Origin of the sequence: Thiomonas sp. FB-6 (genome assembly GCF_000377645.1) — a bacterium.
Taxonomy (GTDB): domain Bacteria; phylum Pseudomonadota; class Gammaproteobacteria; order Burkholderiales; family Burkholderiaceae_C; genus Thiomonas_A.
In genome coordinates this window covers 320,560-343,841 of record NZ_KB898471.1, presented here as the reverse complement: position 1 = coordinate 343,841, position 23,282 = coordinate 320,560, and the positions used below count along the sequence as shown (strand labels likewise).

Genomic DNA, 23,282 nt, shown 5'->3' with positions numbered 1-23,282 from the left:
CCGGCACCCATGTCCTCCGCCGACTCCACCGGAAGCGATGCCAGCGTGCTGTACCGCGTGCAGCACGAGACGCGCTACGACTACGAGTCCGCGGTGGAGCTCGCGCACCACCTGGCACAGCTGCGCCCGCTGAGCCTGGAAGGGGTGCAGCATTGCGAGGCCTACCAATGCGACATCGAGCCGCGCCCCGAGCACCTCGCCCGTGACCTCGATGCCTACGGCAACGAGCGCCTGTTCTTCGCGTACTACGCGCCCCACGACACCCTGACCGTGCGCGCCGTCAGTCTCGTGCGCGTACAGGCTCCCGCGCAGCCCGACTGGACGGCCAGCCCGGCCTGGGAGCAGGTGCGCGGACGGCTTCGCTACCACGCCGGTCGCCCCAGCGAGCCGGCCGAGGAGTTCAGCTTCGGCAGCGATTTCTCGCCCGTGTTCGACGCGGCCGCCGCATTCGCCGCGCCCAGCTTCCCACCTGGGCGCCCGCTGCTCGATGCGGCGCACGACCTGATGCGCCGCATCCACGCCGAATTCACCTACGACCCCGACAGCACCGAGGCCCACACCCGCGCGCCGCAGGCGCTGGAACTGCGCCACGGCGTGTGCCAGGACTACGCCCACGTCATGCTTTCGGCGCTGCGCAGCCTGGGCCTGGCGGCACGCTACGTCAGTGGCTATCTGCGCTCGCGGCCGCGCCCCGGCGAGCAGGCCCTGGTGGGAGCCGACGCCTCGCACGCCTGGGTTTCGGTGTGGTGCCCGGCCAACGGCTGGGTCGAGTTCGACCCCACCAACGACCGCCGCCCCGCGGCCGATTACGTGCGCGTCGCCGTGGGCCGCGACTTCGCCGACGTGTCGCCGCTGCGCGGAGTCATCCGCGGCGGCGGCCGCCACGCGCTGCACGTCGCGGTCAACGTCAGCCCGGAAAGCCGCTGAGTTTCGGTGGCGTTCGCGAGGGCGGCTTCCAGGCCTGCTCAGCCCAACTCGGCCCCCTTCGCCATCGTGGTCGGCGTGCCGGCGCGAGTGACTCCAGCGACTGGGATGCAGCCCAGCCGGGGATTCCTCTCGCCTGCTGAACTCCCGAGCACGCGCTCGTCGGGCGCGCTTTTGGCGCGGATAGGCAAATAGAATTGTTCGAAGTAGCCAAGAAAGCTATACTGTATTTGTATGCCGAAACCAGCTCGTGCCATTCAACAGCTGCCGCCATCCACGATCGCGGTGCTCGAAAAGCTCGGTGCAGACCTGGCCGTGGCCCGGCTGCGGCGCAAGGAGTCGCTGAAGACCTGGGCCAAGCGCATGGGCGTGACCGTGCCGACGCTGCTGCGCCTGGAGTCCGGCGACCCGACCGTCAGCCTCGGCATCGTCGCCTCGGCCCTGTGGTTGCTCCAGCGCGACGCGGAGCTCGGGAATCTCGCGGCTCCGGAATTCGATCGGGGCGCGATCGAGATGGATGTGCGCGCGGCGCTCGACCTGGGAAGGGCCCGCGCCCTGGCATCCGCCGAAGCTCGCCTGCGCAGGCAGAGCCCGCCAGGCTGATGCGACACGACACGCTCCACCTCTGGTACCTCGCGGATCCGGCCGCGCCGCGATACGTGGGCGTCCTGAAGCTGGTGGCCGCCGGAAAGGGTGTTTCCCTGCGCTACGGTCAGGAATGGCTGAAGGCGGGCTTCCCTCTCAGCGAGGACCTGCCGCTGGTCGATACCGAGCACATGCCTCCCGGCCGCCAGGAGGGTGAGGCGCGGGCCGTCGGCGCCGTCGACGATGCACGTCCTGATCGCTGGGGCGAAAAGGTGATCCGCTTCGTGGACAAGCCGAAGCGCGTTTCCCTGATGGAGTACCTGTACTACGCCGGTGACGAGCGCTTCGGCGCGCTCGGGGTCTCGACTTCCGAGGCCGCCTACAGCCCGCGCGCCGGAGGTCCGCTGCCGCGCCTGGCCGACGTCCAGCGGCTCAGCGAAGTCGTGGCGAAGATCGAGGCCGCGCAACCCCTGTCCGAACTCGAGGCGCGGATGATTTCGGGGGGTGGCAGCCCCCTCGGTGGCGCCAAGCCCAAGGCGCTGATCGAGATGGGCGGCCACGAGTGGGTCATCAAGTTCTTCAACAACGAGCCCGTCGACACCCCCTTGATCGAGCATGCGTCGATGACCCTGGCCCGGAAAGCGGGCATCACCACGGCCGACACCCAGCTCATCCGCTTGCGGGACGGCCATGCCGTGGCGGTGCGCCGCTTTGACCGAAGCCCCGGAATCCGGATCCACTGCATCTCCGCGGGCACGGCGATCCGCGCCGCCACGGCCAGTGGCGCCGAGCCCGAGATGGGCTACCCGGCCCTGGCTCGCATTCTTCGCCGCACGGGCGTTTCGAGCAACGACACCCACCTGCGAGATGCACGCGAGCTTTTCCGGCGGATGGTGTTCAACATCCTCATCGACAACACGGACGACCACGAGAAGAACCATGCCCTGCTGGTGCTCAGTCCTCGCGAACACGGGCGCCTGAAGCTGGCGCCGGCCTTTGACGTCCTGCCGACGAACTCCGGCCAGGGCTTCCAGGAATTCGTCTGTGGTTCGGCGGGGCAGGAGTCGACCCTCGCGAACGCGATGTCGCAGTGCGACGCGTTCGGCCTGACGGCCGGACAAGCCGCTCAAGAGCTCGCGCAGGTCGTCCGCGCGGTCAACGGCTGGCGCGAGCACTTCGTGGCGGCTGGCGTCAGCGGCCGCGACATCGAGTGCCTGGCTGAGCGGATCGACGCGGACCCGTTGCGCTCGCAGCGAGAGAACTTCGAACCGTCGAGCTACGAGGCGCTCGCGGTACGGCCCAGGCGTGGCGGAGCATTTTCGAGGCGCGGCCGCTTCGAACCCTGAGCGCGCCTTCCCTTCACTTCACATCCTCCAGCCGCGCCTCGATGCGCAGGGCCGCGCGGCGCAGGAGCTCGCCGATGCGGCCGTGCTCGCCGGGCGCGATGCCCGCGCCGGCGCGCACCACGCTGAGACTGCCGATGAGCTGGCGGCCGGCGAACAGGGGCACGGCCCAGCCGTGCGCCCCTTCGTCCACCTCGGCCACCGAGACCAGCACGCCCTGGCCGCGCATGGCCTGCAGCTGCTGGTGCAGCTCGGGCAGGCGGGTGGGCCACCCGGCGCGGCGCAGCTCCGCGGCGTTCTCGTCGACCAGGCGCTGCAGCGTGGGGGCGGGAACATGCGCCAGGATGGCGCGGGAGGGTGCGCCGCGATGCAGGGGCATGGCCCGCCCGCGCTCGTAGCCCACCACCGGCGGCGCCGAACTGCCCGCGACGCTGTGCACGCAGATCACCTTCAGGCCGTGCAGGCGGCACAGCAGGATGGTGCCGCGCGTGCGCTCGCACAGGGTGCGCGCGATGTCGGAGGCTGCGGCGATCAGGGGGTCGGCGATGCGGATCTGGCGGTCCATCTCGACGATCGCCGGTCCCAGGCCGTACAGGCCGCTGGCGATGCATTCCAGCAGGCCGGCGGATTCCAGGTCCTCGATGCAGCGGTAGGCGGTGGCCAGGGACACGCCCAGCCCGCCCGCGATGTCGCCGGCGCGCAGCACCGGGTGCTGCTCGTCGTACAGGCGCAGCACCTGCAGGACCTTCAGGGTGCGGGACATGGCCGGTTGCGGCGCCGTGGCGCCAGGACGCGAGTGTGTGAAGATTTTCGCAGAATCCGCGAATCAGGCGCCCAGCGGGCGGGGGAGGCGGGGAACATGCGTGGCGGCCGCGGAGCGCCCCCGCCGCGCGAGCGGGCGGCGAGCCCCGGCCCATCCCCCACTCGCGGAGAAGACGAATGCAGTTCCATGTTCAAGGATTCGTGCCGGGCGACCCGCGCGTGGCGCCGGCCTCGCCGCTGGCCCTCGCCCATGGCGACGCGCTGCCCCCGCGGACCGACGTGCTCATCGTCGGCGCCGGGCCGGCCGGGCTGACCCTGGCCGCGCAGCTGGCCGCCTTCGGCGACATCCGCACCTGCCTGGTCGAGTCCCGGGACGGGCCCTTGCAGCTCGGCCAGGCCGACGGCATCGCCTGCCGCACCCTGGAGATGTTCCAGGCCTTCGGGTTCGCCGAGCGCGTGCTCGAGGAAGCCTGCTGGATCCAGGAGGTCACCTTCTGGAAGCCCGACGCAGCCGACCCCCGGCGCATCGTGCGCCACGGCCGGGTGCAGGACACCGAGGACGGTTTGTCGGAGTTCCCGCACGTGGTGCTCAACCAGGCGCGGGTGCACGACTTCTACCTCGAAGCCATGGCGCGCGCGCCGGCGCGCCTGCAGCCGCACTATGCGCGCCGGGTGGTGGACCTGGTGGTGGACCGCGAGGCCGGCGACTACCCGGTGAGCGTGCGCGTGGAGCGCACCGACCCGGAGCACGCCGGGCAGATCGAGACCCTGCGCGCGCGCTACGTGGTGGGCTGCGACGGTGCGCGCAGCGCGGTGCGCCGGGCCATCGGCCGCGAACTGGTGGGGGATTCCGCCAACCAGGCCTGGGGCGTGATGGACCTGCTGGCCGTGACCGACTTCCCCGACATCCGCCACAAGGTGGCGGTGCAGTCGGCCGAGGCCGGCAACCTGCTGGTGATCCCGCGCGAGGGCGGCTACCTGGTGCGCCTGTACGTGGAGATGGACAAGCTCGGCGAGGGCGAACGCGTTACCGGGCGCAACATCACGCCGCAGCGCCTGATCGAGGCGGCGCGGCGCATCCTGCATCCGTACACCCTGGAGGTGAAGGAAGTGCCGTGGTGGTCGGTGTACGAAATCGGCCAGCGCATCTGCGCACGCTACGACGACGTGGCCGGGGATCCCGCGGCCCCGGACACGCCCGCGCCGCGGGTGTTCATCGCCGGCGACGCCTGCCACACCCACAGCCCCAAGGCCGGCCAGGGCATGAATTTCTCCATGCAGGATAGTTTCAACCTGGGCTGGAAACTCGCCGCCGTGCTGCGCGGCCAGTGCGACCCCGCGCTGCTGCACAGCTACTCGGCCGAGCGCCAGGTGGTGGCGCAGCAGCTCATCGACTTCGACCGCGCCTGGGCGCGCATGTTCAGCGACCGCGCCCGCCTGGACACTGTCGCCGGCGAGGCCGCCGCCGAAGGCGTCGACCCGGAGGCCTTCAAGGCCTATTTCCAGCAGCACGGGCGTTTCACCGCGGGCTTCGGCACGCGCTACGCGCCCTCGCTCATCTGCGGCGACGCGCGCCACCAGGGCCTGGCCCGGGGCTTCGAGCCCGGCAGGCGCTTTCATTCGGCCCCGGTGGTGCGCGTGGCCGATGCCCGGCCGCTGCAGCTCGGGCATGTCGCGGCCGCGGACGGGCGCTGGCGCCTGTATGCCTTCGCCGGCGAGCGGGACCGCGCGCAGGCGCGCGGCGGGCTGCGCGGCCTGTGCGAATTCCTGGACGGGGCGCAGGCCTCGCCGCTGCGCCGCTACACGCCGCGCGGGGCCGACCTCGACGCGGTGTTCGACCTGCGGGCGGTCTTCCCGGGCAGCCACCGCGACGTGGACCTGGGCTCGCTGCCGCCGTTGCTGCTTCCGTGCAAGGGGCGCCACGGCCTGCGCGACTACGAGAAGGTGTTCAGCTCCGGACTGCGCGAGGGCGAGGACATCTACGCCCTGCGCGGCATCGACCGCGAGCGCGGCGCGCTGGTGGTCGTTCGTCCGGACCAATACGTGGCGCTGGTGCTGCCGCTGGACGGGCACGAGGAGCTGGCGGAGTTCTTCGCCGGGTTCATGCTCCGCTCGGAGGCCGGGCCCGGCCCCGCGACACCCTGCTCCGGTTAGGATGGCCGCCATGTTCCGGCGCCACATGCCTGCAGTCCCATCCTGACCATGAAGACGATCCTGCGCCTGCTGCGGCCGCACCAGTACCTCAAGAATGGATTCGTCTGGGTAGGCTTCCTGTTTTCTCCGGTGCACGACCTGCGCACCGCGCTCGCCACCCTGTGGGTGTTCCTCGCGTTCTGCGCGGCGGCCAGTTGCGTGTACACGGTCAACGACATCTTCGACCGCGAGACCGACCGCCAGCATCCGACCAAGTGCCGGCGCCCGATCGCCAGCGGCGCCATTTCCCTGCCCCAGGGCTGGGGCATCGCGGCGGTGCTGGCCGCCGTGGCTTTCGCGCTGTCTTCCGTGGTCGGATGGAAGGCGCCGGCGCTCATCGCGCTGTACCTGGCGATCAACCTGGCCTATTCCAGGGGACTCAAGCACGTCGTGATCCTGGACGTGTTCATCATCTCGGCGGGGTTCATGCTTCGCATCCTGGCCGGCACCACCGGGGTCGGGATCGCGCCGTCGAACTGGCTGCTGCTCACCGGGCTGATGCTCACGCTGTTCCTGGGCTTCGCCAAGCGCCGGGCCGAACTGCTGGCGCTGGAGACTGCCGGGAAGACGGACAAGGCCAGCGTGCGCCGGGTGCTGGACGACTACAGCCCGGTGGTGCTGGACCAGCTCACCGGCATCAGCGCCGCCTGTTCCATCCTCAGCTACGGCATCTACAGCGTCAGCGCCGACACCGTTCGCGCGCATGGCACCGACGCCCTGATCTACACCCTGCCCTTCGTGGTCTACGGCATGTTCCGCTACCTGTTCCTGCTGCACCACCGCGCGGCAGGCAACGACACGGCCAGGGACCTGCTGCGCGACCCGCACCTGATCGCCACCGGGCTGGGTTGGCTGGCCGTCACGGCGGTGGTGCTGCGTTGAGCTCCGCGCTGATCTCCGGCTGGCGGTTCAAGGCGCTGCTCGCCTCGGTGCTGGTCGCGGCGGCGGGCTACCTGCTGGTTTCGCTGGCCAGCGGCTGGGGTGCCTTCGTCCACGCGGTCGTGCGCATCGGCGCGCCGGGCATCGCCGCGGTGCTGATGATGTCCTGCCTGAACTATGGGTTGCGCTTCACGCGCTGGCAGGCCTATCTGCGGGTGCTGGGCCATCGGCTGCCCTGGCGCGCGCACCTGCGCATCTACCTGTCGGGATTCGCGCTGACCACCACCCCCGGCAAGGCCGGCGAGGCGCTGCGCTCGGTGTTTCTCAAGCCCCTGGGCGTGGATTACCACGACAGCCTGGCGGCGCTGTTCAGCGAGCGCCTGTCCGACCTGATCGCGGTGCTGCTGCTGGCGCTCGCCGGGCTGAGCCTGTACCCGCGACTGCGCGGGGCCGTGCTGCTGGGCTTCGCCCTCATCGCCCTCGGGCTGGTGCTGCTGGCCCGCGGCGTCGGGCTGGCCTGGCTGGAGCGCCGCGGCGAGCGCCTGGGCGGCCGGCTCGGCGCCCTGCTGTCGCACGTCGCGCGCCTGCTGCTCCAGGCGCGGCGTTGCCACGGCCCGCGGCTCGTGCTGACCGCCACGGCGCTCGGGGTCCTGGCCTGGGCCGCGGAGGCGGTGGCCTTCTCCTGGATCACCCATTGGCTGGGCATCGACGTGAGCCTGCGCTACGCGGTCTTCGTCTACGCGGTGTCCATGCTCGCCGGCGCGCTCAGCGTGCTGCCCGGCGGCCTGGGCGGCGCCGAGGCGGCCATGGTGGCGCTGCTGATGTTCCAGAAGGCCTCCTTCGCCGATTCGGCAGCCGCCACCGTGCTGATCCGCATGGCGACCCTGTGGTTCGCGGTGGGGCTCGGGCTGGTCGCCTTGTCCGCGCAGCAGCGCCGGGGGCTCGAGGCGTGAGCGCGCCGTCGTCCTGGGGCAGGGTCTGCCCCTCGGCGCCGCGGGAGCTTCGCAGCCTGTGCGACCGCGCCGACGCGCGCGCCCTGCTCATGGGCACGCCGGGAGTTCCGGTGCTGGCGCACGGCATGGGGCGCAGTTACGGCGACGTCTGCCTGAACTCCGGCGGCGTGCTGCTGCGCACCACCGGCCTGGACCGATTCATCGCGCTGGACCGCGCCGCCGGCCTGCTGCGCTGCGAGGCCGGCGTGACCTTGCGCCAGATCCTCGAGCTGTGCCTGCCCATGGGCTGGTTCCTCGCCGTGACCCCGGGCACCCGCGAGGTCACGGTGGGCGGCGCGATCGCCAACGACGTGCACGGCAAGAACCACCACGCGGCGGGAAGCTTCGCGCACCACCTCCGGCGCCTGGAACTGCTGCGCAGCACGGGCGAGCGCGTGGTCTGCGGCCCCGGGGAGCACCCCGAGCTGTTCGCCGCCACGGTGGGCGGCCTGGGCCTGACCGGGCTGATCACCTGGGCCGAGATCGAGCTGCAGCCGGTGGCCAATGCCTTCATGACGGTACGCACCACGCGCTTCCAGGATCTCGGCGCCTTCTGGGAGCTCAACGCCGCGGCGGAGGCTGCCTGGCCCTACACGGTGGCCTGGATCGACTGCCTGGCCCAGGGCGCGCGCCGCGGGCGCGGGGTGTTCATGGCGGCGCGCCACGCGGCGGCGCAGGCGCAGCTTCCGGGCTGGAAGGAGCGGCGGCGCTCGATGCCCGTGGATCCGCCGGTCTCGCTGGTCAACGGACTGAGCCTGCGCGCCTTCAACACCCTGTACTGGCACCGTGCGCGCGAGGGCACGGCGCTGTCGCACTACCTGCCGTATTTCTACCCGCTGGACGCGATCGCGAACTGGAACCGCATCTACGGGCGCCGGGGCTTCTACCAGTACCAGTGCGTGCTGCCGCCGTCGAGCATGCGCGAGGGCATCGACGCGCTGCTGCAGCGCATCTCCCGCAGCGGCGAGGGCTCCTTCCTCGCCGTGCTCAAGACCTTCGGCGACAGGCCGAGCCTGGGCATGCTGTCCTTCGCGCGCCCCGGCGCGACCCTGGCGCTGGACTTTCCCAACCGCGGCGCCAGCACCCTGCGCCTGTTCGAGGAACTCGACGCGGTGGTGGCCGAGGCGGGCGGAGCCTTGTACCCTGCCAAGGACGCGCGCATGCCGCCGCGCATGTTCCGCGGCTCCTTCGCGCGCTGGGAGCAGTTCGCCGGGTTCGTCGACCCGGGTTTCTCATCCGATTTCTGGAGGCGGGTCGCCAAGTGAGTTTCGCGCAGAACGTACTGATCTTCGGGGCCACGTCGGCGATCGCCCAGGCCGTGGCGCGCAGGCTGCAGCAGCAGGGCTGCCAGCTGTACCTGGTCGGGCGCAACCCCGACAAGCTGCAGGCCCTGCTCGACGACCTGCGCGTGCGCGCAGGCCCGGGCCAGGCCGCGGCCGGCATGCAGGCCGACCTGGACCGCGTCGAGGACCACGCGGCCCTGTTCGACGCCGCGCAGGCCGCCCTGGGCGGCATCGACACGGTGATCATCGCGCACGGCTCGCTGCCCGACCAGGCCGAGTGCGAGGCCTCGGTCCCGGCCATGCTGGCGCAGATCCACACCAACGGCATCAGCGCCGTCGCGCTGGCGGCGCTGGCGGCGCAACGCCTGCAGGCCCAGGGCCATGGGCAGATCGTGGCCATCGGCTCGGTGGCCGGCGACCGCGGGCGCCAGAGCAACTACGTCTACGGCGCGGCCAAGGGCATGCTGGCCTTGTTCCTGCAGGGCCTGCGCAACCGCCTGGCTGCCCGCGGCGTGCACGTGCTGACGGTCAAGCCGGGTTTCGTGGACACCCCCATGACGGCGTCCTTCACCCGCAAGGGCCTGCTGTGGGCCAGCCCGGACCGCGTGGCCGCGGACATCGTGCGCGCCATGCGGCGGCGCCGGGACGTGCTCTACACCCCCTGGTTCTGGCGCTGGATCCTGCTCATCATCCAGCATGTGCCCGAGCGGGTGTTCAAGCGCATGAAACTGTGAGCGCGGCCATTCCCGAGCTGGCCCCGGGCAGCTGGGTGGCCTTCGATTTCGACGGTACCCTCACCCGCAGGGACAGCCTGCTGCCCTTCCTGCACCAGGTGCTGGGCGCACCCGCCCTGGCGGCCGCGCTCGCCCTGGAGTCGCCCTGGCTGGCCGCCTACGCGGCGCGCCTGCTCTCGAACGAGGCCGCGAAGCTGAGGGTGTTGCGCAGGACCCTGGGCGGGCGCTCCCGCGAGCAGCTGCTGGCGCAGGGCGAGCGCTTCGCCGCCGAGGGCGTGCGGCCGCTGCTGCGCCCCGCGATGATGGAGCGGCTGCGCGAGCACCTGCGGGCCGGTCACCGTTGCGTGCTGGTCACCGCGTCCCTGAGCCTGTACACCCGGCCGTGGGCCCTGGCGCAGGGCTTTCACGAGGTGCTGGGCAGTGAGCTGGGCTTCGACCCCGCCGGCCTGGCCGACGGCACCCTGGTCGGCGGCAACTGCTACGGGCCGCAAAAGGCGCTGCGCCTGGAGCGCCTGCTCGGCGGCGAGGCCCTGGCGGTGGGCTACGGAGACAGCCGCGGCGACCGGGAAATGCTGGCCATGGCGCGACTGGGCTTTTTCCAGACCCGGCGGGAGCTGGTGCGTGTTCCCTGAGCGAAGAGGCGCATTCATCGCCATCCTGCGGCTGTTCCTGCTGCTGGTCTTCGCGCTGACCGCCTACGAAGGCCTGGACTCCTGGCAGCGGGCCTATCCCTGGCGCAGCGGCGACTGGATGATCAACTACTCCGGCGGCTTCATCCGCAGGGGCTTGCTGGGGCAGGGCTTCCTGTGGCTCTGGCACACCACGCAGCTTCCTCCCACGCTGGCGATGACGGTGTTCCAGCTGGCCTGCTACGGCATCTTCTTTTTGTTCGCCTACCGCCTGCTGGCCGAGGCGCCCGAACCCGGGCGCTACGCGCTGCTGGTCTTCTCCCCGGCGATCTTTCTGTTCCACATCTACGACCCGCACGGCGGATTCCGCAAGGAGATCCTGGTCTATCCCCTGCTGGCCTGGCTGGTCTGGCTGCGCCGCCGCCAGGGCCGCATCCCGCCCGCGATCACGGCCCTGGTCTCCGGGCTGCTGTTCCCGGCCGTGGTCCTGAGCCACGAGATGCTGGTGGTGGTCTGGCCCCTGATCCTGCTCGTGCTGCTGTGGGATGCGCCGGATCGGCGCTCGCGCCTCGGGCGCGCGGTCCTGCTCTCGCTCCCTTCGGCGCTCGCCACGCTCGCCGCGCTGCATTGGAGCCGGGTCGATCCGCGGCAGCTGCTGACCATCTGCCATGCATGGGGGCCCTACGCGGTGCCCGACTGCCACGACGGTGCCATCGCCTTCCTCGGCAGCGACGCGCGGCTCGGCTTCGGCCAGGTCCTGCACGCGATCGGCGCGCAACGCTATCTGGTCGTCTATCCGGTCGTCACCTTGCTGTCCCTGCTCACCTTCTGGCCGGTCCGCGCATCGATCGGCGCGCTGCTGCGCGACGGATGGCCGCGCCTGCTGGTCTCGGCAAGCCTGCTGGGCTCCCTCACCTTGTGCGCGGTGGCGGTGGACTGGGGCCGCTTCCTCGACCTGGAGCTGATCTCGCTGTTCCTGTTGTCCTTCCTGCCGGGCGTCGCGGTACCGGTGCGGCCTGCACGGAAAGCCGGGCCGGGGACGATGCGAGGCGTAGCGAGGCGCTTGCGCCTGGCAGGCATGCTCGTATTCAACACCCTCTGGCATATTCCCCACGTCGGGCTGAACTTTTTCCTCGGATACACGATTTCCCGCGTGCTGCTGGGCTTGCACGGATGAACAGGACGCCGCCTCCCTTCGTGTCCCTGGAGGGCCCTCGCGCCGGCGGCGCCGGCCGCCCCGCGCGCATCGCGGCGCTGCTGGGCCTGGCGCTGCTCACCGTGGCCGCCGTGACCCTGGGCTACGGGCCCATGATCAACACCGGCGACTGGTGGCGCATCTGCCCCAGCGGGCATTTCGTCGCCATGGGCTGGCAGCCGCTGCAGCCGAGCTACCCGCTGAGCGCCAAGGGCGCCGCTCCGAGCTCGTTGCTGGCCCTGCTGGTCCACCTGGGGCTGCTCCTGCAGCTGGCCTGGGGATCCCATGTCTATTGGACTCCGTTGATCTTCATCGCCCTGTGTGGCATCTTCCTCGGGGGCTGTTTCACGGCCGCGAAGGCCTGCAGGACGCGGGCCGACGAGCTGACCCTGGCCCTGGTGATCCTGATGGGGGCGCTGTACGGCTTTTACTTCAAGTCCTTCTACCAGGAAGCCACCACCCTGGCCTTGCTGCCCTGGTTCTTCGGCGGCCTGCTCGCGCTTCGCGAGGGCCGGCCGGGGCTGTTCGTCGTGGCCACCTGCCTGCTGCTGAGCTCCAAGGTGGAGAACGTGTTCATCGTCCCGGTCGCGCTGGCCGTGCTGTGCCTGCATGCGTACCCGCGAAAAGGCCTCTGGGTGGCTGCCTCGCTGCTCGGCATCGCGGTGACGGCGGGCCTGTCCTTCCAGGTCCAGGACGGCTCCAACTACCGTACGCCGAACGACTACAACCGCTACTACAGCGGCATAGGCTGGTCTTCGATGGGGGTTGCCGAGGCACCGCCCCGAAGCTTCGATGCCATGCGCAGCTACTTCTACGCGCAAATGCCGAAATCGCTGGGCAAGCCCGAGTCCCTTCCGGCGCGGGACGCGGATCTGATGGGGACGACCTACTGGATGACCGGCTACGAGCTCTCGGTGATCGCCGCCGCGGGCACTCCGGCCGACAAGGCGCGATTCCGCGAGATCGTGCAGCGCGGCCGCTTCGCTCAGGTCCTGGGCCATTTCGCGAGCCATCCCGCCGCACTGCCGGGCTACCTGTGGTCGCCGCTGGTGGTGGCCACGCGCTTCGATTACGACCTCTCCTACATCCGGACCGATGCCTCCAGGCCCTCCGATGGGTGGTCCTGGTTCCGCGCCGTGGACGAAATCGTCCTCGCGCGCCTGGGCTATGGGCTGCTGGGCGCATTCGCCGCCGCGCTGCTGATGGCGGCCCGTCGCCGGAGCCTGCCCGCTGCGCTGCTCGCGGGCTACTTCTTCGTCGGGGCGCCGATTTTCTGCGTGCTGGGCGACGGCTACTACGAGATCGAGAAGCATCTCAGTTCGCTGTGGTTCTTCGCGCCGGTGATCCTCTACCTGTGCTTCGTGGGCTTCGACGCCGGCGGCCGCGGCGCGCGACGCCGCTCGTAGAGCCGTACCCAGGCTCTTCTGCCAGCCCGGCCCGGGCCGCACGCTGACGCGTGCCGCGCCCGCGAGGTCGAGCCCCCGCCGTTCCCCTTCCAGCTTGCCGGGCTCAAGGCCCCTGGCGGCGCGTCTGTGCGTCGTTTGACGTATTGCTGCGACGCACCACGGATTTCTATCCTGCAGACGTGGTGCAAAACCGCTCGCGTCCAAAGCACCCGCCGTTCCATTCCATGTCAAGGGGCCCAGCCATGTCGGATCAGAAGTCGTCGCCTGCCGTCCAACCCGCCGCCGAGCCGAAGGGCCCGGGGTCATCCACCCGCCGCCGCGTGCTGGCTGGCCTCGCCAGCCTGCCGCTGATCGGCATGGGCGCGTCGGCCTTCGCCGCCGCCCCGCCGACCGCGAAGGTCAACACCACCCATCTCGCCGTGACCGACACCGAGGTCACGGTCGGCATCCTGCATTCGTCCACCGGCACGATGGCGATTTCCGAGACCGGCGCGATCGAGGCCGAGAAGCTGGCCATCAGCCAGATCAACGCGATGGGCGGCGTGCTCGGACGCAAGGTCAAGTTCATCCAGGAGGACGGGGCCTCCGACTGGCCGACCTTCGCCGAGAAGGCGAAGAAGCTGCTGGAGGACAACCACGTCGCGGCGATCTTCGGCTGCTGGACCTCGGCCTCGCGCAAGGCCGTGTTGCCGGTGCTCGAGCGCGACAACGGGCTGCTGTACTACCCGACCTTCTACGAAGGACTGGAGGAGTCGAAGAACGTCATCTACACCGGCCAGGAGGCCACGCAGCAGGTGTTCGCCGGGCTCGACTGGGTGGCCAAGGAGAAGAAGGCCAAGACCTACTACCTGATCGGCTCGGACTACATCTGGCCGCGCACCACCATGAAGCTGGCGCGCAAGTACATCCAGACCGTGCTGCACGGCACCGTGGTCGGCGAGGAGTACGCGGCGCTGGGCAGTACCGACTTCGGCTCCACCATCAACAAGATCCGCCTCAAGCGCCCCGACGTGATCTACGCCGCGGTGGTCGGCGGCTCCAACGTGTCGTGGTTCAAGCAGCTCAAGGCCGCGGGCATCAACGGCTCCAACCAGACCCTGCTGACCCTGTCGGTGACCGAGGACGAGGCCAAGGGCATCGGCGGCGAGAACCTGGCGGGCTTCTATTCGGCGATGAAGTACTTCGAGTCGCTGAACACGCCGCGCAACCAGCAATTCGTCAAGCAGTTCAAGGCCATGTGGGGCCAGGGCGCGCCCATCGGCGACGTCACCCAGGCCGCCTACGAGGGCCCGTGGCTGTGGAAGGCCGCGGTGGAGATGGCCGGCAGTTTCGACACCGACAAGGTGGTGGCGGCCGAGCAGAGCGGCAAGATCAGCTTCGACGCGCCGGAAGGCATGGTCTACCTCGAGCCCAACCACCACCTGAAGACCCGCTTGCGCATCGGCAAGTGGCGCAACGACGGCCAGGCCGACATCGTCTACACCTCGCCGTACATCATGCCCAACCCCTTCCCGAAGGGGTACTGAGAAGCAGAGCAGTCACAGGCGGTTTCGCACCCCGCGGGGGCGGGGTGCGTCTTTTCGAGGCCTTGCGCCCGCGCTGGCGGGCGTTGGAGAACAGTCATGGGCGGCTATTCGATGGCGGACCTCTGGGCGATCCTGGTGATGCAGGGTTTCTCCGGGCTGAGCCTGTTCAGCGTGTTGTTGTTGATGGCCCTCGGGCTGGCCATCATCTTCGGGCAGATGGGCGTGATCAACATGGCCCATGGCGAGTTCATGACCATCGGCGCCTACGCCATCTACGTGTGCTCCAAGGTGGCCACCAGCTACCTGCCGGCGCTGCTCCCCTACTACTTCGTGTTCGCCATCGTGATCGCCTTCGCGGTGGCCTTCGGCGTCGGCTACGCGGTCGAGTACCTGTTGATACGCCACCTGTACCGCCGCCCGCTCGACACCCTGCTGGCCACCTGGGGCCTGAGCCTGATCATGCAGCAGGTGTTCCGCAGCATGTTCGGCGCGCGCGAGGTCAGCGCGACACTGCCCAACTGGCTGATGGGCGCCTGGAAGCCCACGCCCACCATCGACATCCCCCTCAACGGCCTGTTCGTGATGCTGATCTCGGTGCTGGTGACGCTGGCGGTGGTGCTGTTCCTGTACCGCTCCAACTGGGGCCTGCGGGTGCGCGCCACCACGCAGAACCGGGTCATGGCGCGCGCCGTGGGCATCAACACCTCGCGCACCGACCGCATCACCTTCGCGGTGGGCTGCGGCATCGCCGGCGTCGCCGGCGCCGCGTTCACGACCATCGCCTCGACCGGACCGACCAGCGGCTCGCTGTACATCGTCGACACCTTCCTGGTGGTGGTGTTCGGCGGCAGCGCGAGCCTGCTGGGCACGCTGGCCTCGGCCTTCTCCATCGCCCAGGCGCAGTCCATCCTCACCTTCTTCATGACCAACGCGATGGGCAAGGTCACGACCCTGCTGACCATCATTGTGATTCTCATGCTGCGCCCCGAAGGCCTGTTCACGGCCAAGGTCCGCCGCTGAGCCCCCGGGAGAGACCGCGATGAAACGCTTGTACCTGCAAGGCCTGGGCGGTCGCTCGGGCGCCATCGAGCTGGGGCTGCTCGCCGCCCTGATCCTGGTCCTCATGCCCCTGGGCCTGGACGCCTTCCGCCTGAGCCTGGCCGGCAAGTACCTGACCTACGCCTTCGCCGCGGTCAGCCTGGTGCTGGTGTGGGGCTACGGCGGCGTGCTCAGCCTCGGCCAGGGCGTGTTCTTCGGCCTGGGTGGCTACTGCATGGCCATGTTCCTCAAGCTCGAGGCCTCCGACCCGGTGAGCACCGCGCACCAGACCACGCCGGGAATCCCCGACTTCATGGACTGGAACCAGATCACGCATCTGCCGGCCCTCTGGGTTCCCTTCCACAGCCTGGCCTTCACGCTGCTGGCGGTGCTGGTCGTGCCCACGCTGTTCGCCTACGTGATCGGTGCCACCATGTTCAAGCGCCGCGTGGGCGGGGTGTACTTCTCCATCATCACGCAGGCGGTGGCGGCGATCCTGACCATTCTGGTGGTCGGCCAGCAGGGCTTGACCGGCGGCATCAACGGCATCACCGACCTGAAGACCCTGCACGGCTGGAACATCAACACCACCTCGGCCAAGTACGTCCTGTACTACGTCAATGCCGGTCTGCTGCTGGCGGCCATCGTGCTGTGCCGCTACGTGCTGGGCTCCAAGCTCGGGCGCCTGCTGCTGGCCATGCGCGACCGCGAGGACCGCGTGCGCTTCTCCGGCTACGACGTGGCCAGCTTCAAGATCTTCATCTTCTGCCTGGGTGCCGCGATCTCGGCGGTGGGCGGTGCCATGTTCACGCTGCAGGTCGGCTTCATGTCGCCGTCGCTGATCGGCATCGTGCCGTCCATCGAGATGGTGATCTTCACCGCCATCGGCGGCCGCTCCTCGCTGATCGGCGCGGTGTACGGAACCCTGCTGGTGAACTACGGCAAGAGCGCCTTCTCCGAAAGCTTCCCGTCGCTGTGGCTGCTGTTCATGGGGGCGATGTTCATCGGCGTGGTGATGCTGTTCCCGCAGGGGCTCGCGGGGCTGTACACCAGCCACCTGCAGCCCTGGCTGCGCCGCCTGACCCCGCCGCGCCTGCGCCGCATGCTGCGCCAGCAGGCCTGAGTCCCCCAACCCCGCAACCTGGAGCCCCCCATGAGCATGGACAAGGAATTCGCGCTGGCGGTCGAGGACCTGACGGTGTCCTTCGACGGCTTCAAGGCGGTCGACGGCCTGAACCTGTACGTCGAGAAGGACGAACTGCGGGCGGTCATCGGACCCAACGGCGCCGGCAAGACCACGGTGCTCGATCTGATCTGCGGCAAGACCCGCGCCACCGCCGGATCGATCCGCTTCCAGGGCATCGAACTCACGCGCATGCCCGAGCACAAGATCGTGCAGGCCGGGGTGGGGCGCAAGTTCCAGAACCCCTCGATCTACGAGAACCTGAGCGTGCTGGAGAACCTGGAGCTTTCGTTCCCGCGCGGACGCGGGGTGTTGGGCGCGCTGGCCTTCGAGCGCAGCGCGGACGTGGTCGAGCGTATCCACCAGGTGCTGGAGGCGATCTTCCTCGCCGGCCACGCCGACACCCAGGCCGGCCTGCTCAGCCACGGGCAGAAGCAGTGGCTGGAGATCGGCATGCTGCTGATCCAGGACCCGCAGCTTCTGATGCTCGACGAACCGGTGGCGGGGATGAGCGTGTCCGAGCGCGAGAAGACGGCCGAGTTGCTGCGGCGCATCTGCCAGGGGCGCTCGGTGATCGTCATCGAGCACGACATGGAGTTCGTCAAGCGCATCGCGCACCGCGTGACCGTGTTGCACCAGGGCAAGCTGCTGGCCGAGGGCAACATGGATACCGTACAGAACGACCCGAAGGTGGTCGAGGTCTATCTGGGACATTGAGGAGCAGCAGATGTCGAATGCCATGTTCAGCATCCAGGGGCTTTGCTCGGGCTACGGGCAGAGCCAGATCATCCACGACCTCGACTTCCAGGTCGGCGCGGGCGAGATCGTCGCCATCATGGGGCGCAACGGCATGGGCAAGAGCACGCTGTTCCGCACCCTGATGGGAATCCTGCCCGCCTTCGGCGGCGAGGTCTCGCTGGCCGGCACCGGCATGGCGCGCATGCAGACCCATCAGCGCGTGGCGCAGGGCCTGGCCTACGTACCCCAGGGCCGCATGATCTTCTCCCACATGACGGTGCAGGAGAACATCCAGACCGGCTTGCACCCCTCCGCCGGCGGCGTCGTGCCCGAGGAGTTGTACGCGCTGTTCCCGGTCCTGTTCGACATGCGCCAGCGCAAGGGCGGCAATCTGTCGGGCGGGCAGCAGCAGCAGCTGGCCATCGCGCGCGCGCTGGCCACCAACCCGAAGGTGCTGCTGCTCGACGAGCCCACCGAGGGCATCCAGCCCTCGATCATCAAGGACATCGCCAAGTCCCTGCGCGAGATCCGCCAGTTGCGCAACCTGGCCATCGTGGTGTCCGAGCAGGTGCTGAGTTTCACGCTGGACATCGCCGACCGCTTTTTCGTCATCGACAAGGGGCGCTTCGTTTACGAGGACCTGCGCGCCAACGTCGACGAGGCGACGATCAGCCGCTACCTGTCGATCTGAGAAGCGCCGAGCGCTTCGCACCTTTCCATCTTCCACGCCCACACCCTCACGCAAGGAGCCCATCATGGCCGATACCCTGATCAGCGTCGACCTCGCGCAATCGCCCTACGAGAACGAGAACATCCACAACCGCTGGCACCCCGACATCCCGATGGCGGTGTGGGTGCAGCCCGGTGACGAGTTCGTCCTCGAGACCTACGACTGGACCGGCGGCGCCATCCAGAACGACGACAACGCCGCCGACGTGCGCGACGTCGACCTCAGCACGGTGCACTTCCTCAGCGGTCCGGTGGGCGTGCGGGGCGCGCAACCCGGAGACCTGCTGGAGGTCGAACTGCTCGACATCGGCGCCAAGCCGGACAGCCAGTGGGGCTTCAACGGCTTTTTCTCCAGGAACAACGGCGGGGGCTTTCTCACCGAGCATTTTCCGCACGCGCAGAAGTCCATCTGGGACTTCCAGGGCATGTTCACGAGTTCGCGCCATATCCCCGGCGTGAACTTCGCCGGCCTCATCCACCCCGGGCTGATCGGCTGCCTGCCCGACCCCAAGCTGCTGCAGGAGTGGAACCGGCGCGAGGTGGACTTCATCGCCACCCAGCCGGATCGCGTGCCGCCGCTGGCCAACCCGCCCTGCGCGCCCACCGCGCACATGGGGCGCCTGGCCGGCGCGGCGCGCGACAAGGCGGCGGCCGAGGGCGCGCGCACCGTGCCGCCGCGCGAACATGGCGGCAACTGCGACATCAAGGACCTGTCGCGCGGCGCCAAGGTGTATTTCCCGGTGTACGTCGAGGGCGCGGGGCTGAGCGTCGGCGACCTGCACTTCAGCCAGGGTGACGGCGAAATCACCTTCTGCGGGGCCATCGAGATGGCCGGCTGGGTGCACATGCGGGTCAAGCTGATCAAGGACGGCGTCGCGAAGTACGGCATCCGCAACCCCATTTTCAAGCCCAGCCCCATCACCCCGAACTACAAGGATTACCTGATCTTCGAGGGCATTTCGGTGGACGAGCAGGGCCGGCAGCATTACCTGGACGTGCACGTGGCCTATCGGCAGGCCTGCCTGAACGCGATCGAGTACCTGAAGAAATTCGGCTACAGCGGGGCCCAGGCCTATTCGCTGCTGGGAACCGCGCCGGTGCAGGGGCACATCAGCGGGGTGGTGGACATTCCCAACGCCTGCGCCACGCTGTGGCTGCCGACCGAGATCTTCGACTTCGACATCAACCCCGGCGCCGCCGGGCCGAAGCTGGAGATCGCCGGCGGGGTCGACCTGCCGATCGCCTACGACAAGCCCTGAGACGCGGAGACAGCGCGATGCCGGCCTACGAATACGAATGCCCGCAATGCGGCCTGTTCGATGCGCAGCGGCCGATGGCGCTGCGCAACGAGACCTGCGCCTGCCCCGCCTGCGGCGCCGCGGCACCGAGGGTCATCGCCAGCGCGCCGCGCCTGGCCGCGGTCGCCGCGGGGCAGCGCCAGGCCCACGAGCGCAACGAGCGCTCGGCGCATGCGCCGATGAGCGCCGGCGAATACCGCGCCTTGCGCCATCCGGCGGGCTGCTCCTGCTGCGGCTCGTCCAGGCCCTCGGCGACGCAGCGAGCCCCTTCGGGGGCGAAGGCCTTCCCGAGCAAGCGCCCGTGGATGATCAGTCACTGACAGCCAATTCCGGACCCAGGAGGAAACCATGCTTCACGGAGATATTTCCAGCAGCGCCGATACCGTCGGCGTCGCGGTGGTGAACTACAAGATGCCGCGCCTGCACTCGCGTGCCGAGGTGCTCGAGAACGCGCGGCGCATCGCGGCGATGGTCGAGGGCATGAAACTGGGCCTGCCGGGCCTGGACCTGGTGGTGTTCCCCGAGTACAGCACCCACGGCATCATGTACGACGCCGCGGAGATGTACGAGACCGCATCGACGGTGCCCGGCGCCGAGACCGAGATCTTCTCCGCCGCCTGCCGCAAGGCGCGCGTCTGGGGCGTGTTCTCGCTCACCGGAGAGCGCCACGAGGAACACCCGCACAAGGCGCCCTACAACACCCTGGTGCTGATCAACGACCAGGGCGAGATCGTGCAGAAGTACCGCAAGATCATGCCCTGGGTGCCCATCGAGGGCTGGTACCCGGGCGACTGCACCTACGTGTCCGAGGGGCCGAAGGGCCTGAAGATCAGCCTGATCATCTGCGACGACGGCAACTACCCCGAGATCTGGCGCGACTGCGCGATGAAGGGGGCCGAGCTGATCGTGCGCTGCCAGGGCTACATGTACCCCGCCAAGGAGCAGCAGGTGCTGATGGCCAAGGCGATGGCCTGGGCCAACAACGTCTACGTGGCGGTGGCCAACGCCGCCGGCTTCGACGGCGTGTACTCCTACTTCGGGCATTCGGCGATCGTCGGCTTCGACGGGCGCACGCTGGGGGAATGCGGCGAGGAGGAATTCGGCATCCAGTACGCGCAGCTGAGCAAGAGCCTGATCCGCGACGCACGGCGCAACGGGCAGTCCGAGAACCACCTGTTCAAACTTCTGCACCGCGGCTACACCGGCATGATCAACTCCGGCGAAGGCGACAAGGGGCTGGCGGCCTGCCCCTACGGCTTCTACGCGCGCTGGGTGCAGGATCCCGAGGGCACGCGCGAGATGGTCGAGGCGCTGACCCGGCCGATGGTCGGCACCGAGGAATGCCCGGTGCCGGGCATCCCCAACCCCGAAAGCGTGAAGCATGGCTGATCCGCGCGCGGGCGAGCAGGAGGACCCGCTGCGTTCGTGGCGGGTGCTTCGCGAGCCCTACTACGTGGACCCGGGCGGTCAGGTCGAGGCCTTCGAGGCCGCCTGCGCGGCCGGCTCGCCGGTGCTGCTCAAGGGGCCCACGGGTTGCGGCAAGACCCGCCTGGTCGAGTCCATGGCGTGGCGCCTGGGGCGCCCGCTGGTCACCGTGGCCTGCAACGAGGACCTCACCGCCTCCGACCTGGTCGGCCGCTGGATGATCGATGGGCAAGGCATGCGCTGGCGTGACGGGCCGCTCGCGCTGGCCGCGCGCTTCGGCGCCATCTGCTACCTGGACGAGATCGCCGAAGCCCGCGCCGACGCCCTGGTGGTGATGCACCCGCTGGCCGACACGCGCCGCGCGCTGGTGCTGGGTGCACGCAATGAACTCCTGGCGGCCCATGCGGACTTCCTGCTCGTGGCCTCCTACAACCCGCAGCACGCCGGCGGCACGCAGGCCTTGAAGGCCTCGACCCGGCAGCGCTTTTGCGCCATCGCCTGCGAGTATCCGCCGCCCGAGCTGGAGACCGACATCGTCAGCCGCGAGGGCGGAGTCGACCGCGCCCTCGCGGCGCGCATGGTCGAACTGGCGCGGCGTACCCGCGCGCTGGGCCTTGCCGCGGACACGGCGCTGGAGGAGGGGGCGTCGACCCGCATGCTGGTGCGCGCCGCGCAACTCGTGCGCGAGGGCCTGCCGCCGCGCCGTGCCTGCCTGCACGCCCTGGTCGAGCCCCTGGGGGACGACAGCGAAGTGCTGGGCGCGCTGCGCACAGCGGCGGAACTGGCCTTCTGATCCCCGGGCCCGGCATGGATGCGGGACTGCGGCGCCTCGGTCTGCTGGCGCGGCTGCTGGGAGCGCAGGCGCCGCACCTGGCCTGGCTGGACGCCGACGGCGCGCGCACGCTCAGTCATCTGGACCCGCAGGCCTGGCTGTTTCCGCGCGATGCCGAGGCGTCCGCGCAGCTGGCGCGCCTGGCCCACGCGGTGGCGCACCGGCGCTTTGGCCTGGCGCCCCAGGCCAGGAGCGGCTTGCATGCGTTGCAGCGTGCCTTGTTCGGCCTGATCGAGGACGCGCGGGTCGAGCAACTCCTGGCGCGCGACTTTCCCGGGCTGCGGGCTGTATGGGCTGCCCAGCACCGCGTGAGCTCCGATGCGGCTCCCGGCGTCGAAGTCCTGCTGCAACGCCTCGCGCGCGCACTGGCCGACCCGGAGTTCGACGAGCGCCACCCCTGGGTGCACGCGGCCCGCGGGCGCGTGAAGGAGGCCTGGGGCGACGCACGGGCCATGCGAGCCCTGGCCTCGCGCATGGGGCACGAGCTGGGCCAGATGCGCCTGGGCTTCGATGCCCGCGAGTTTCGGGTGCGGCCGTCCTACCGCGACGACCACGCCTGCCTGTGGGACAGCCCCGCGGAGCAGGCGCGCGAGCTGTGCCTGCCGGCGGCGGCGGCGCAGGCCTCGCCGCCGCCGGAGCCGGCCGTGCCCGGCGCCGATGCGGCGCCGCGGGAGCCCGGCGAGCGGGGCGCGGGCCCTGCCGATGCGCGGGCCCCGGTGGCCTGTACCCTGCCCGAGTGGGATTGGCGCATCCGCTGCCACCGGCCGCAGTGGTGCGCGGTGCGCGAGCAGCGCGCCGCGGCGGCGCCCGGCCTTGCGCGCGCCGGCGCCGCGCCATCCACCGCGCACGCTCGCGCGCCAGCCGCCATGCTGCTGCGGCGCTGGGAGGCTCAGGCGCGGCCATGGCGCTGGCGCGCGCGGACCGAGGGAGACCGCCCCGAGCCGCGCGCCATGCTGGACTGGCTGCTCGCGCGTGCCGGCGCCGCGCCGGCCGAGCCGAGGCTGTTCCGCGCGAGCGAGCGGGGGCGCGCACGCGGCTACCTGCTGGTGCTGCTGGACTGCTCGGCCTCGTCGGGTTCCGGCCCCGGCGGCACGGAGCGTTTCGCGCGGGCGCGGGCCACCGCGCTCGCCCTGCTGCTCCAGGCCCGCGCGCACGGCTGGAGCTGCGCGCTGGCGGGGTTCAGCTCCGACACGCGGCACCATGTCGGCGTGTGGCGGGTGCAGGACTTCGGCGAACGTTCGGACCCGCCGGAGCTGGCCGCGCGCCTCGAGGGGCTGCGGGCACAGGGGTCCACGCGCCTCGGTGCCGCCCTTCGCTACGGTGCCTTGCGCCTGCGCGAGGCGCCGTCGGCATCGGCGCGGCGCCTGCTGCTGATCAGCGATGCCCAGGCGCGCGACGTCGACGTGCACGACCCCCGCTACCTGCGCGCCGACCTGCGGCGCGCCGGGCGCGAGCTGGCGGCCGCCGGTATCGCGCTGGACTGGTACTGGCCAAGCTACGTCAAATGACGCATAGGTAGTTTCCCGGAGTATCGGGTAGTATCGGAATGTGATCCGGCGCGGGGCTGGATGCATAGTCCGGGGCCTCG

Annotated in this window: 22 protein-coding genes; 21 read left to right on the top strand and 1 reads right to left on the bottom strand. The window is 70.1% G+C overall.

Annotation, left to right across the window (positions count from 1 at the left end; all coding sequences use genetic code 11):
• Positions 1-9 precede the first annotated feature (9 nt).
• From D466_RS0101660 to D466_RS0101650, 3 genes are all read left to right on the top strand, one after another.
• Positions 10-927 (top strand): transglutaminase family protein, encoded by a 918-nt coding sequence (locus D466_RS0101660; RefSeq protein ID WP_018911953.1) that lies wholly within the window; start codon positions 10-12, stop codon positions 925-927.
• A gap of 282 nt (positions 928-1,209) precedes the next feature.
• Positions 1,210-1,527 (top strand): hypothetical protein, encoded by a 318-nt coding sequence (locus D466_RS0101655; RefSeq protein ID WP_018911952.1) that lies wholly within the window; start codon positions 1,210-1,212, stop codon positions 1,525-1,527.
• Positions 1,527-2,855 carry a type II toxin-antitoxin system HipA family toxin gene (locus tag D466_RS0101650; protein ID WP_018911951.1) on the top strand — a complete coding sequence of 443 codons (1,329 nt, stop codon included), beginning with the start codon at positions 1,527-1,529 and terminating at the stop codon, positions 2,853-2,855. Before D466_RS0101655 ends, D466_RS0101650 begins: the two co-directional genes overlap by 1 nt.
• A gap of 13 nt (positions 2,856-2,868) precedes the next feature.
• Here D466_RS0101650 and D466_RS20215 read toward each other — a convergent pair whose 3' ends face one another.
• A complete protein-coding gene (locus D466_RS20215) occupies positions 2,869-3,615 on the bottom strand; it encodes an IclR family transcriptional regulator (protein WP_018911950.1) in 747 nt (248 codons plus the stop codon).
• Between the two features lie 176 nt (positions 3,616-3,791).
• On the opposite strand from D466_RS20215, the gene D466_RS0101640 reads away from it, so the two are divergent.
• The 18 genes from D466_RS0101640 (at position 3,792) to D466_RS0101555 (ending at position 23,202) form a co-directional block, all read left to right on the top strand.
• Positions 3,792-5,768, top strand: coding sequence for an FAD-binding monooxygenase (locus tag D466_RS0101640; RefSeq protein WP_018911949.1), 1,977 nt, complete (start codon positions 3,792-3,794; stop codon positions 5,766-5,768).
• Positions 5,769-5,816: 48 nt separating this feature from the next.
• The gene (locus D466_RS0101635; RefSeq protein ID WP_018911948.1) at positions 5,817-6,689 is read left to right on the top strand and encodes a decaprenyl-phosphate phosphoribosyltransferase; all 873 of its coding nucleotides are present in this window, start codon (positions 5,817-5,819) and stop codon (positions 6,687-6,689) included.
• Positions 6,686-7,639 carry a lysylphosphatidylglycerol synthase transmembrane domain-containing protein gene (locus D466_RS0101630; RefSeq protein WP_018911947.1) on the top strand — a complete coding sequence of 318 codons (954 nt, stop codon included), beginning with the start codon at positions 6,686-6,688 and terminating at the stop codon, positions 7,637-7,639. Before D466_RS0101635 ends, D466_RS0101630 begins: the two co-directional genes overlap by 4 nt.
• On the top strand, positions 7,636-8,943 hold the full coding sequence (locus tag D466_RS0101625; protein WP_018911946.1) for an FAD-binding oxidoreductase: 1,308 nt from the start codon (positions 7,636-7,638) through the stop codon (positions 8,941-8,943). The genes D466_RS0101630 and D466_RS0101625 overlap by 4 nt, the downstream gene beginning before the upstream one ends.
• Complete coding sequence (locus D466_RS0101620) at positions 8,940-9,695, top strand: SDR family oxidoreductase (protein WP_018911945.1); 756 nt, start codon at positions 8,940-8,942, stop codon at positions 9,693-9,695. Before D466_RS0101625 ends, D466_RS0101620 begins: the two co-directional genes overlap by 4 nt.
• A complete protein-coding gene (locus D466_RS0101615) occupies positions 9,692-10,327 on the top strand; it encodes an HAD-IB family hydrolase (RefSeq protein WP_018911944.1) in 636 nt (211 codons plus the stop codon). Before D466_RS0101620 ends, D466_RS0101615 begins: the two co-directional genes overlap by 4 nt.
• On the top strand, positions 10,317-11,501 hold the full coding sequence (locus D466_RS0101610; protein ID WP_018911943.1) for a hypothetical protein: 1,185 nt from the start codon (positions 10,317-10,319) through the stop codon (positions 11,499-11,501). The genes D466_RS0101615 and D466_RS0101610 overlap by 11 nt, the downstream gene beginning before the upstream one ends.
• On the top strand, positions 11,498-12,925 hold the full coding sequence (locus D466_RS23745; RefSeq protein ID WP_018911942.1) for a hypothetical protein: 1,428 nt from the start codon (positions 11,498-11,500) through the stop codon (positions 12,923-12,925). Before D466_RS0101610 ends, D466_RS23745 begins: the two co-directional genes overlap by 4 nt.
• A 242-nt stretch (positions 12,926-13,167) precedes the next feature.
• Positions 13,168-14,451: a transporter substrate-binding protein gene (locus tag D466_RS0101600; protein ID WP_196803396.1), complete on the top strand. Its 1,284-nt coding sequence runs from the start codon at positions 13,168-13,170 to the stop codon at positions 14,449-14,451.
• Positions 14,452-14,547: 96 nt separating this feature from the next.
• Positions 14,548-15,471, top strand: a complete 924-nt coding sequence (urtB, locus tag D466_RS0101595; protein WP_018911940.1) for an urea ABC transporter permease subunit UrtB — start codon at positions 14,548-14,550, stop codon at positions 15,469-15,471.
• Between the two features lie 19 nt (positions 15,472-15,490).
• Complete coding sequence (urtC, locus tag D466_RS20210) at positions 15,491-16,612, top strand: urea ABC transporter permease subunit UrtC (protein WP_018911939.1); 1,122 nt, start codon at positions 15,491-15,493, stop codon at positions 16,610-16,612.
• Between the two features lie 30 nt (positions 16,613-16,642).
• Positions 16,643-17,389, top strand: coding sequence for an urea ABC transporter ATP-binding protein UrtD (gene urtD / locus D466_RS0101585; RefSeq protein WP_018911938.1), 747 nt, complete (start codon positions 16,643-16,645; stop codon positions 17,387-17,389).
• Positions 17,390-17,411: 22 nt separating this feature from the next.
• Complete coding sequence (gene urtE / locus D466_RS0101580) at positions 17,412-18,101, top strand: urea ABC transporter ATP-binding subunit UrtE (protein ID WP_026284770.1); 690 nt, start codon at positions 17,412-17,414, stop codon at positions 18,099-18,101.
• Between the two features lie 64 nt (positions 18,102-18,165).
• Positions 18,166-19,398 carry a formamidase gene (gene fmdA, locus D466_RS0101575; protein WP_018911936.1) on the top strand — a complete coding sequence of 411 codons (1,233 nt, stop codon included), beginning with the start codon at positions 18,166-18,168 and terminating at the stop codon, positions 19,396-19,398.
• A gap of 17 nt (positions 19,399-19,415) precedes the next feature.
• Positions 19,416-19,757 (top strand): FmdB family zinc ribbon protein, encoded by a 342-nt coding sequence (locus D466_RS0101570; protein ID WP_018911935.1) that lies wholly within the window; start codon positions 19,416-19,418, stop codon positions 19,755-19,757.
• A gap of 28 nt (positions 19,758-19,785) precedes the next feature.
• Positions 19,786-20,826 carry an aliphatic amidase gene (locus tag D466_RS0101565; RefSeq protein WP_018911934.1) on the top strand — a complete coding sequence of 347 codons (1,041 nt, stop codon included), beginning with the start codon at positions 19,786-19,788 and terminating at the stop codon, positions 20,824-20,826.
• Entirely contained in the window at positions 20,819-21,655 is an 837-nt protein-coding gene (locus D466_RS0101560; protein ID WP_018911933.1) for a CbbQ/NirQ/NorQ/GpvN family protein, read from the top strand. The genes D466_RS0101565 and D466_RS0101560 overlap by 8 nt, the downstream gene beginning before the upstream one ends.
• A gap of 14 nt (positions 21,656-21,669) precedes the next feature.
• A complete protein-coding gene (locus D466_RS0101555; protein WP_018911932.1) occupies positions 21,670-23,202 on the top strand; it encodes a VWA domain-containing protein in 1,533 nt (510 codons plus the stop codon).
• Positions 23,203-23,282: the final 80 nt, after the last annotated feature.

Excerpts from the sequence above, each read along its gene's own strand:
- D466_RS0101660 (WP_018911953.1), top strand. The coding sequence starts at position 10 with ATGTCCTCCGCCGACTCCACCGGAAGCGATGCCAGCGTGCTGTACCGC.
- D466_RS0101635 (WP_018911948.1), top strand. The coding sequence starts at position 5,817 with ATGAAGACGATCCTGCGCCTGCTGCGGCCGCACCAGTACCTCAAGAAT.
- D466_RS20215 (WP_018911950.1), bottom strand. The coding sequence starts at position 3,615 with ATGTCCCGCACCCTGAAGGTCCTGCAGGTGCTGCGCCTGTACGACGAG.
- fmdA (WP_018911936.1), top strand. The coding sequence starts at position 18,166 with ATGGCCGATACCCTGATCAGCGTCGACCTCGCGCAATCGCCCTACGAG.
- urtB (WP_018911940.1), top strand. The coding sequence starts at position 14,548 with ATGGGCGGCTATTCGATGGCGGACCTCTGGGCGATCCTGGTGATGCAG.
- D466_RS0101565 (WP_018911934.1), top strand. The coding sequence starts at position 19,786 with ATGCTTCACGGAGATATTTCCAGCAGCGCCGATACCGTCGGCGTCGCG.
- D466_RS0101600 (WP_196803396.1), top strand. The coding sequence starts at position 13,168 with ATGTCGGATCAGAAGTCGTCGCCTGCCGTCCAACCCGCCGCCGAGCCG.
- D466_RS0101570 (WP_018911935.1), top strand. The coding sequence starts at position 19,416 with ATGCCGGCCTACGAATACGAATGCCCGCAATGCGGCCTGTTCGATGCG.
- urtD (WP_018911938.1), top strand. The coding sequence starts at position 16,643 with ATGAGCATGGACAAGGAATTCGCGCTGGCGGTCGAGGACCTGACGGTG.
- urtC (WP_018911939.1), top strand. The coding sequence starts at position 15,491 with ATGAAACGCTTGTACCTGCAAGGCCTGGGCGGTCGCTCGGGCGCCATC.
- D466_RS0101555 (WP_018911932.1), top strand. The coding sequence starts at position 21,670 with ATGGATGCGGGACTGCGGCGCCTCGGTCTGCTGGCGCGGCTGCTGGGA.
- D466_RS0101560 (WP_018911933.1), top strand. The coding sequence starts at position 20,819 with ATGGCTGATCCGCGCGCGGGCGAGCAGGAGGACCCGCTGCGTTCGTGG.
- D466_RS23745 (WP_018911942.1), top strand. The coding sequence starts at position 11,498 with ATGAACAGGACGCCGCCTCCCTTCGTGTCCCTGGAGGGCCCTCGCGCC.
- D466_RS0101650 (WP_018911951.1), top strand. The coding sequence starts at position 1,527 with ATGCGACACGACACGCTCCACCTCTGGTACCTCGCGGATCCGGCCGCG.
- D466_RS0101640 (WP_018911949.1), top strand. The coding sequence starts at position 3,792 with ATGCAGTTCCATGTTCAAGGATTCGTGCCGGGCGACCCGCGCGTGGCG.
- urtE (WP_026284770.1), top strand. The coding sequence starts at position 17,412 with ATGTTCAGCATCCAGGGGCTTTGCTCGGGCTACGGGCAGAGCCAGATC.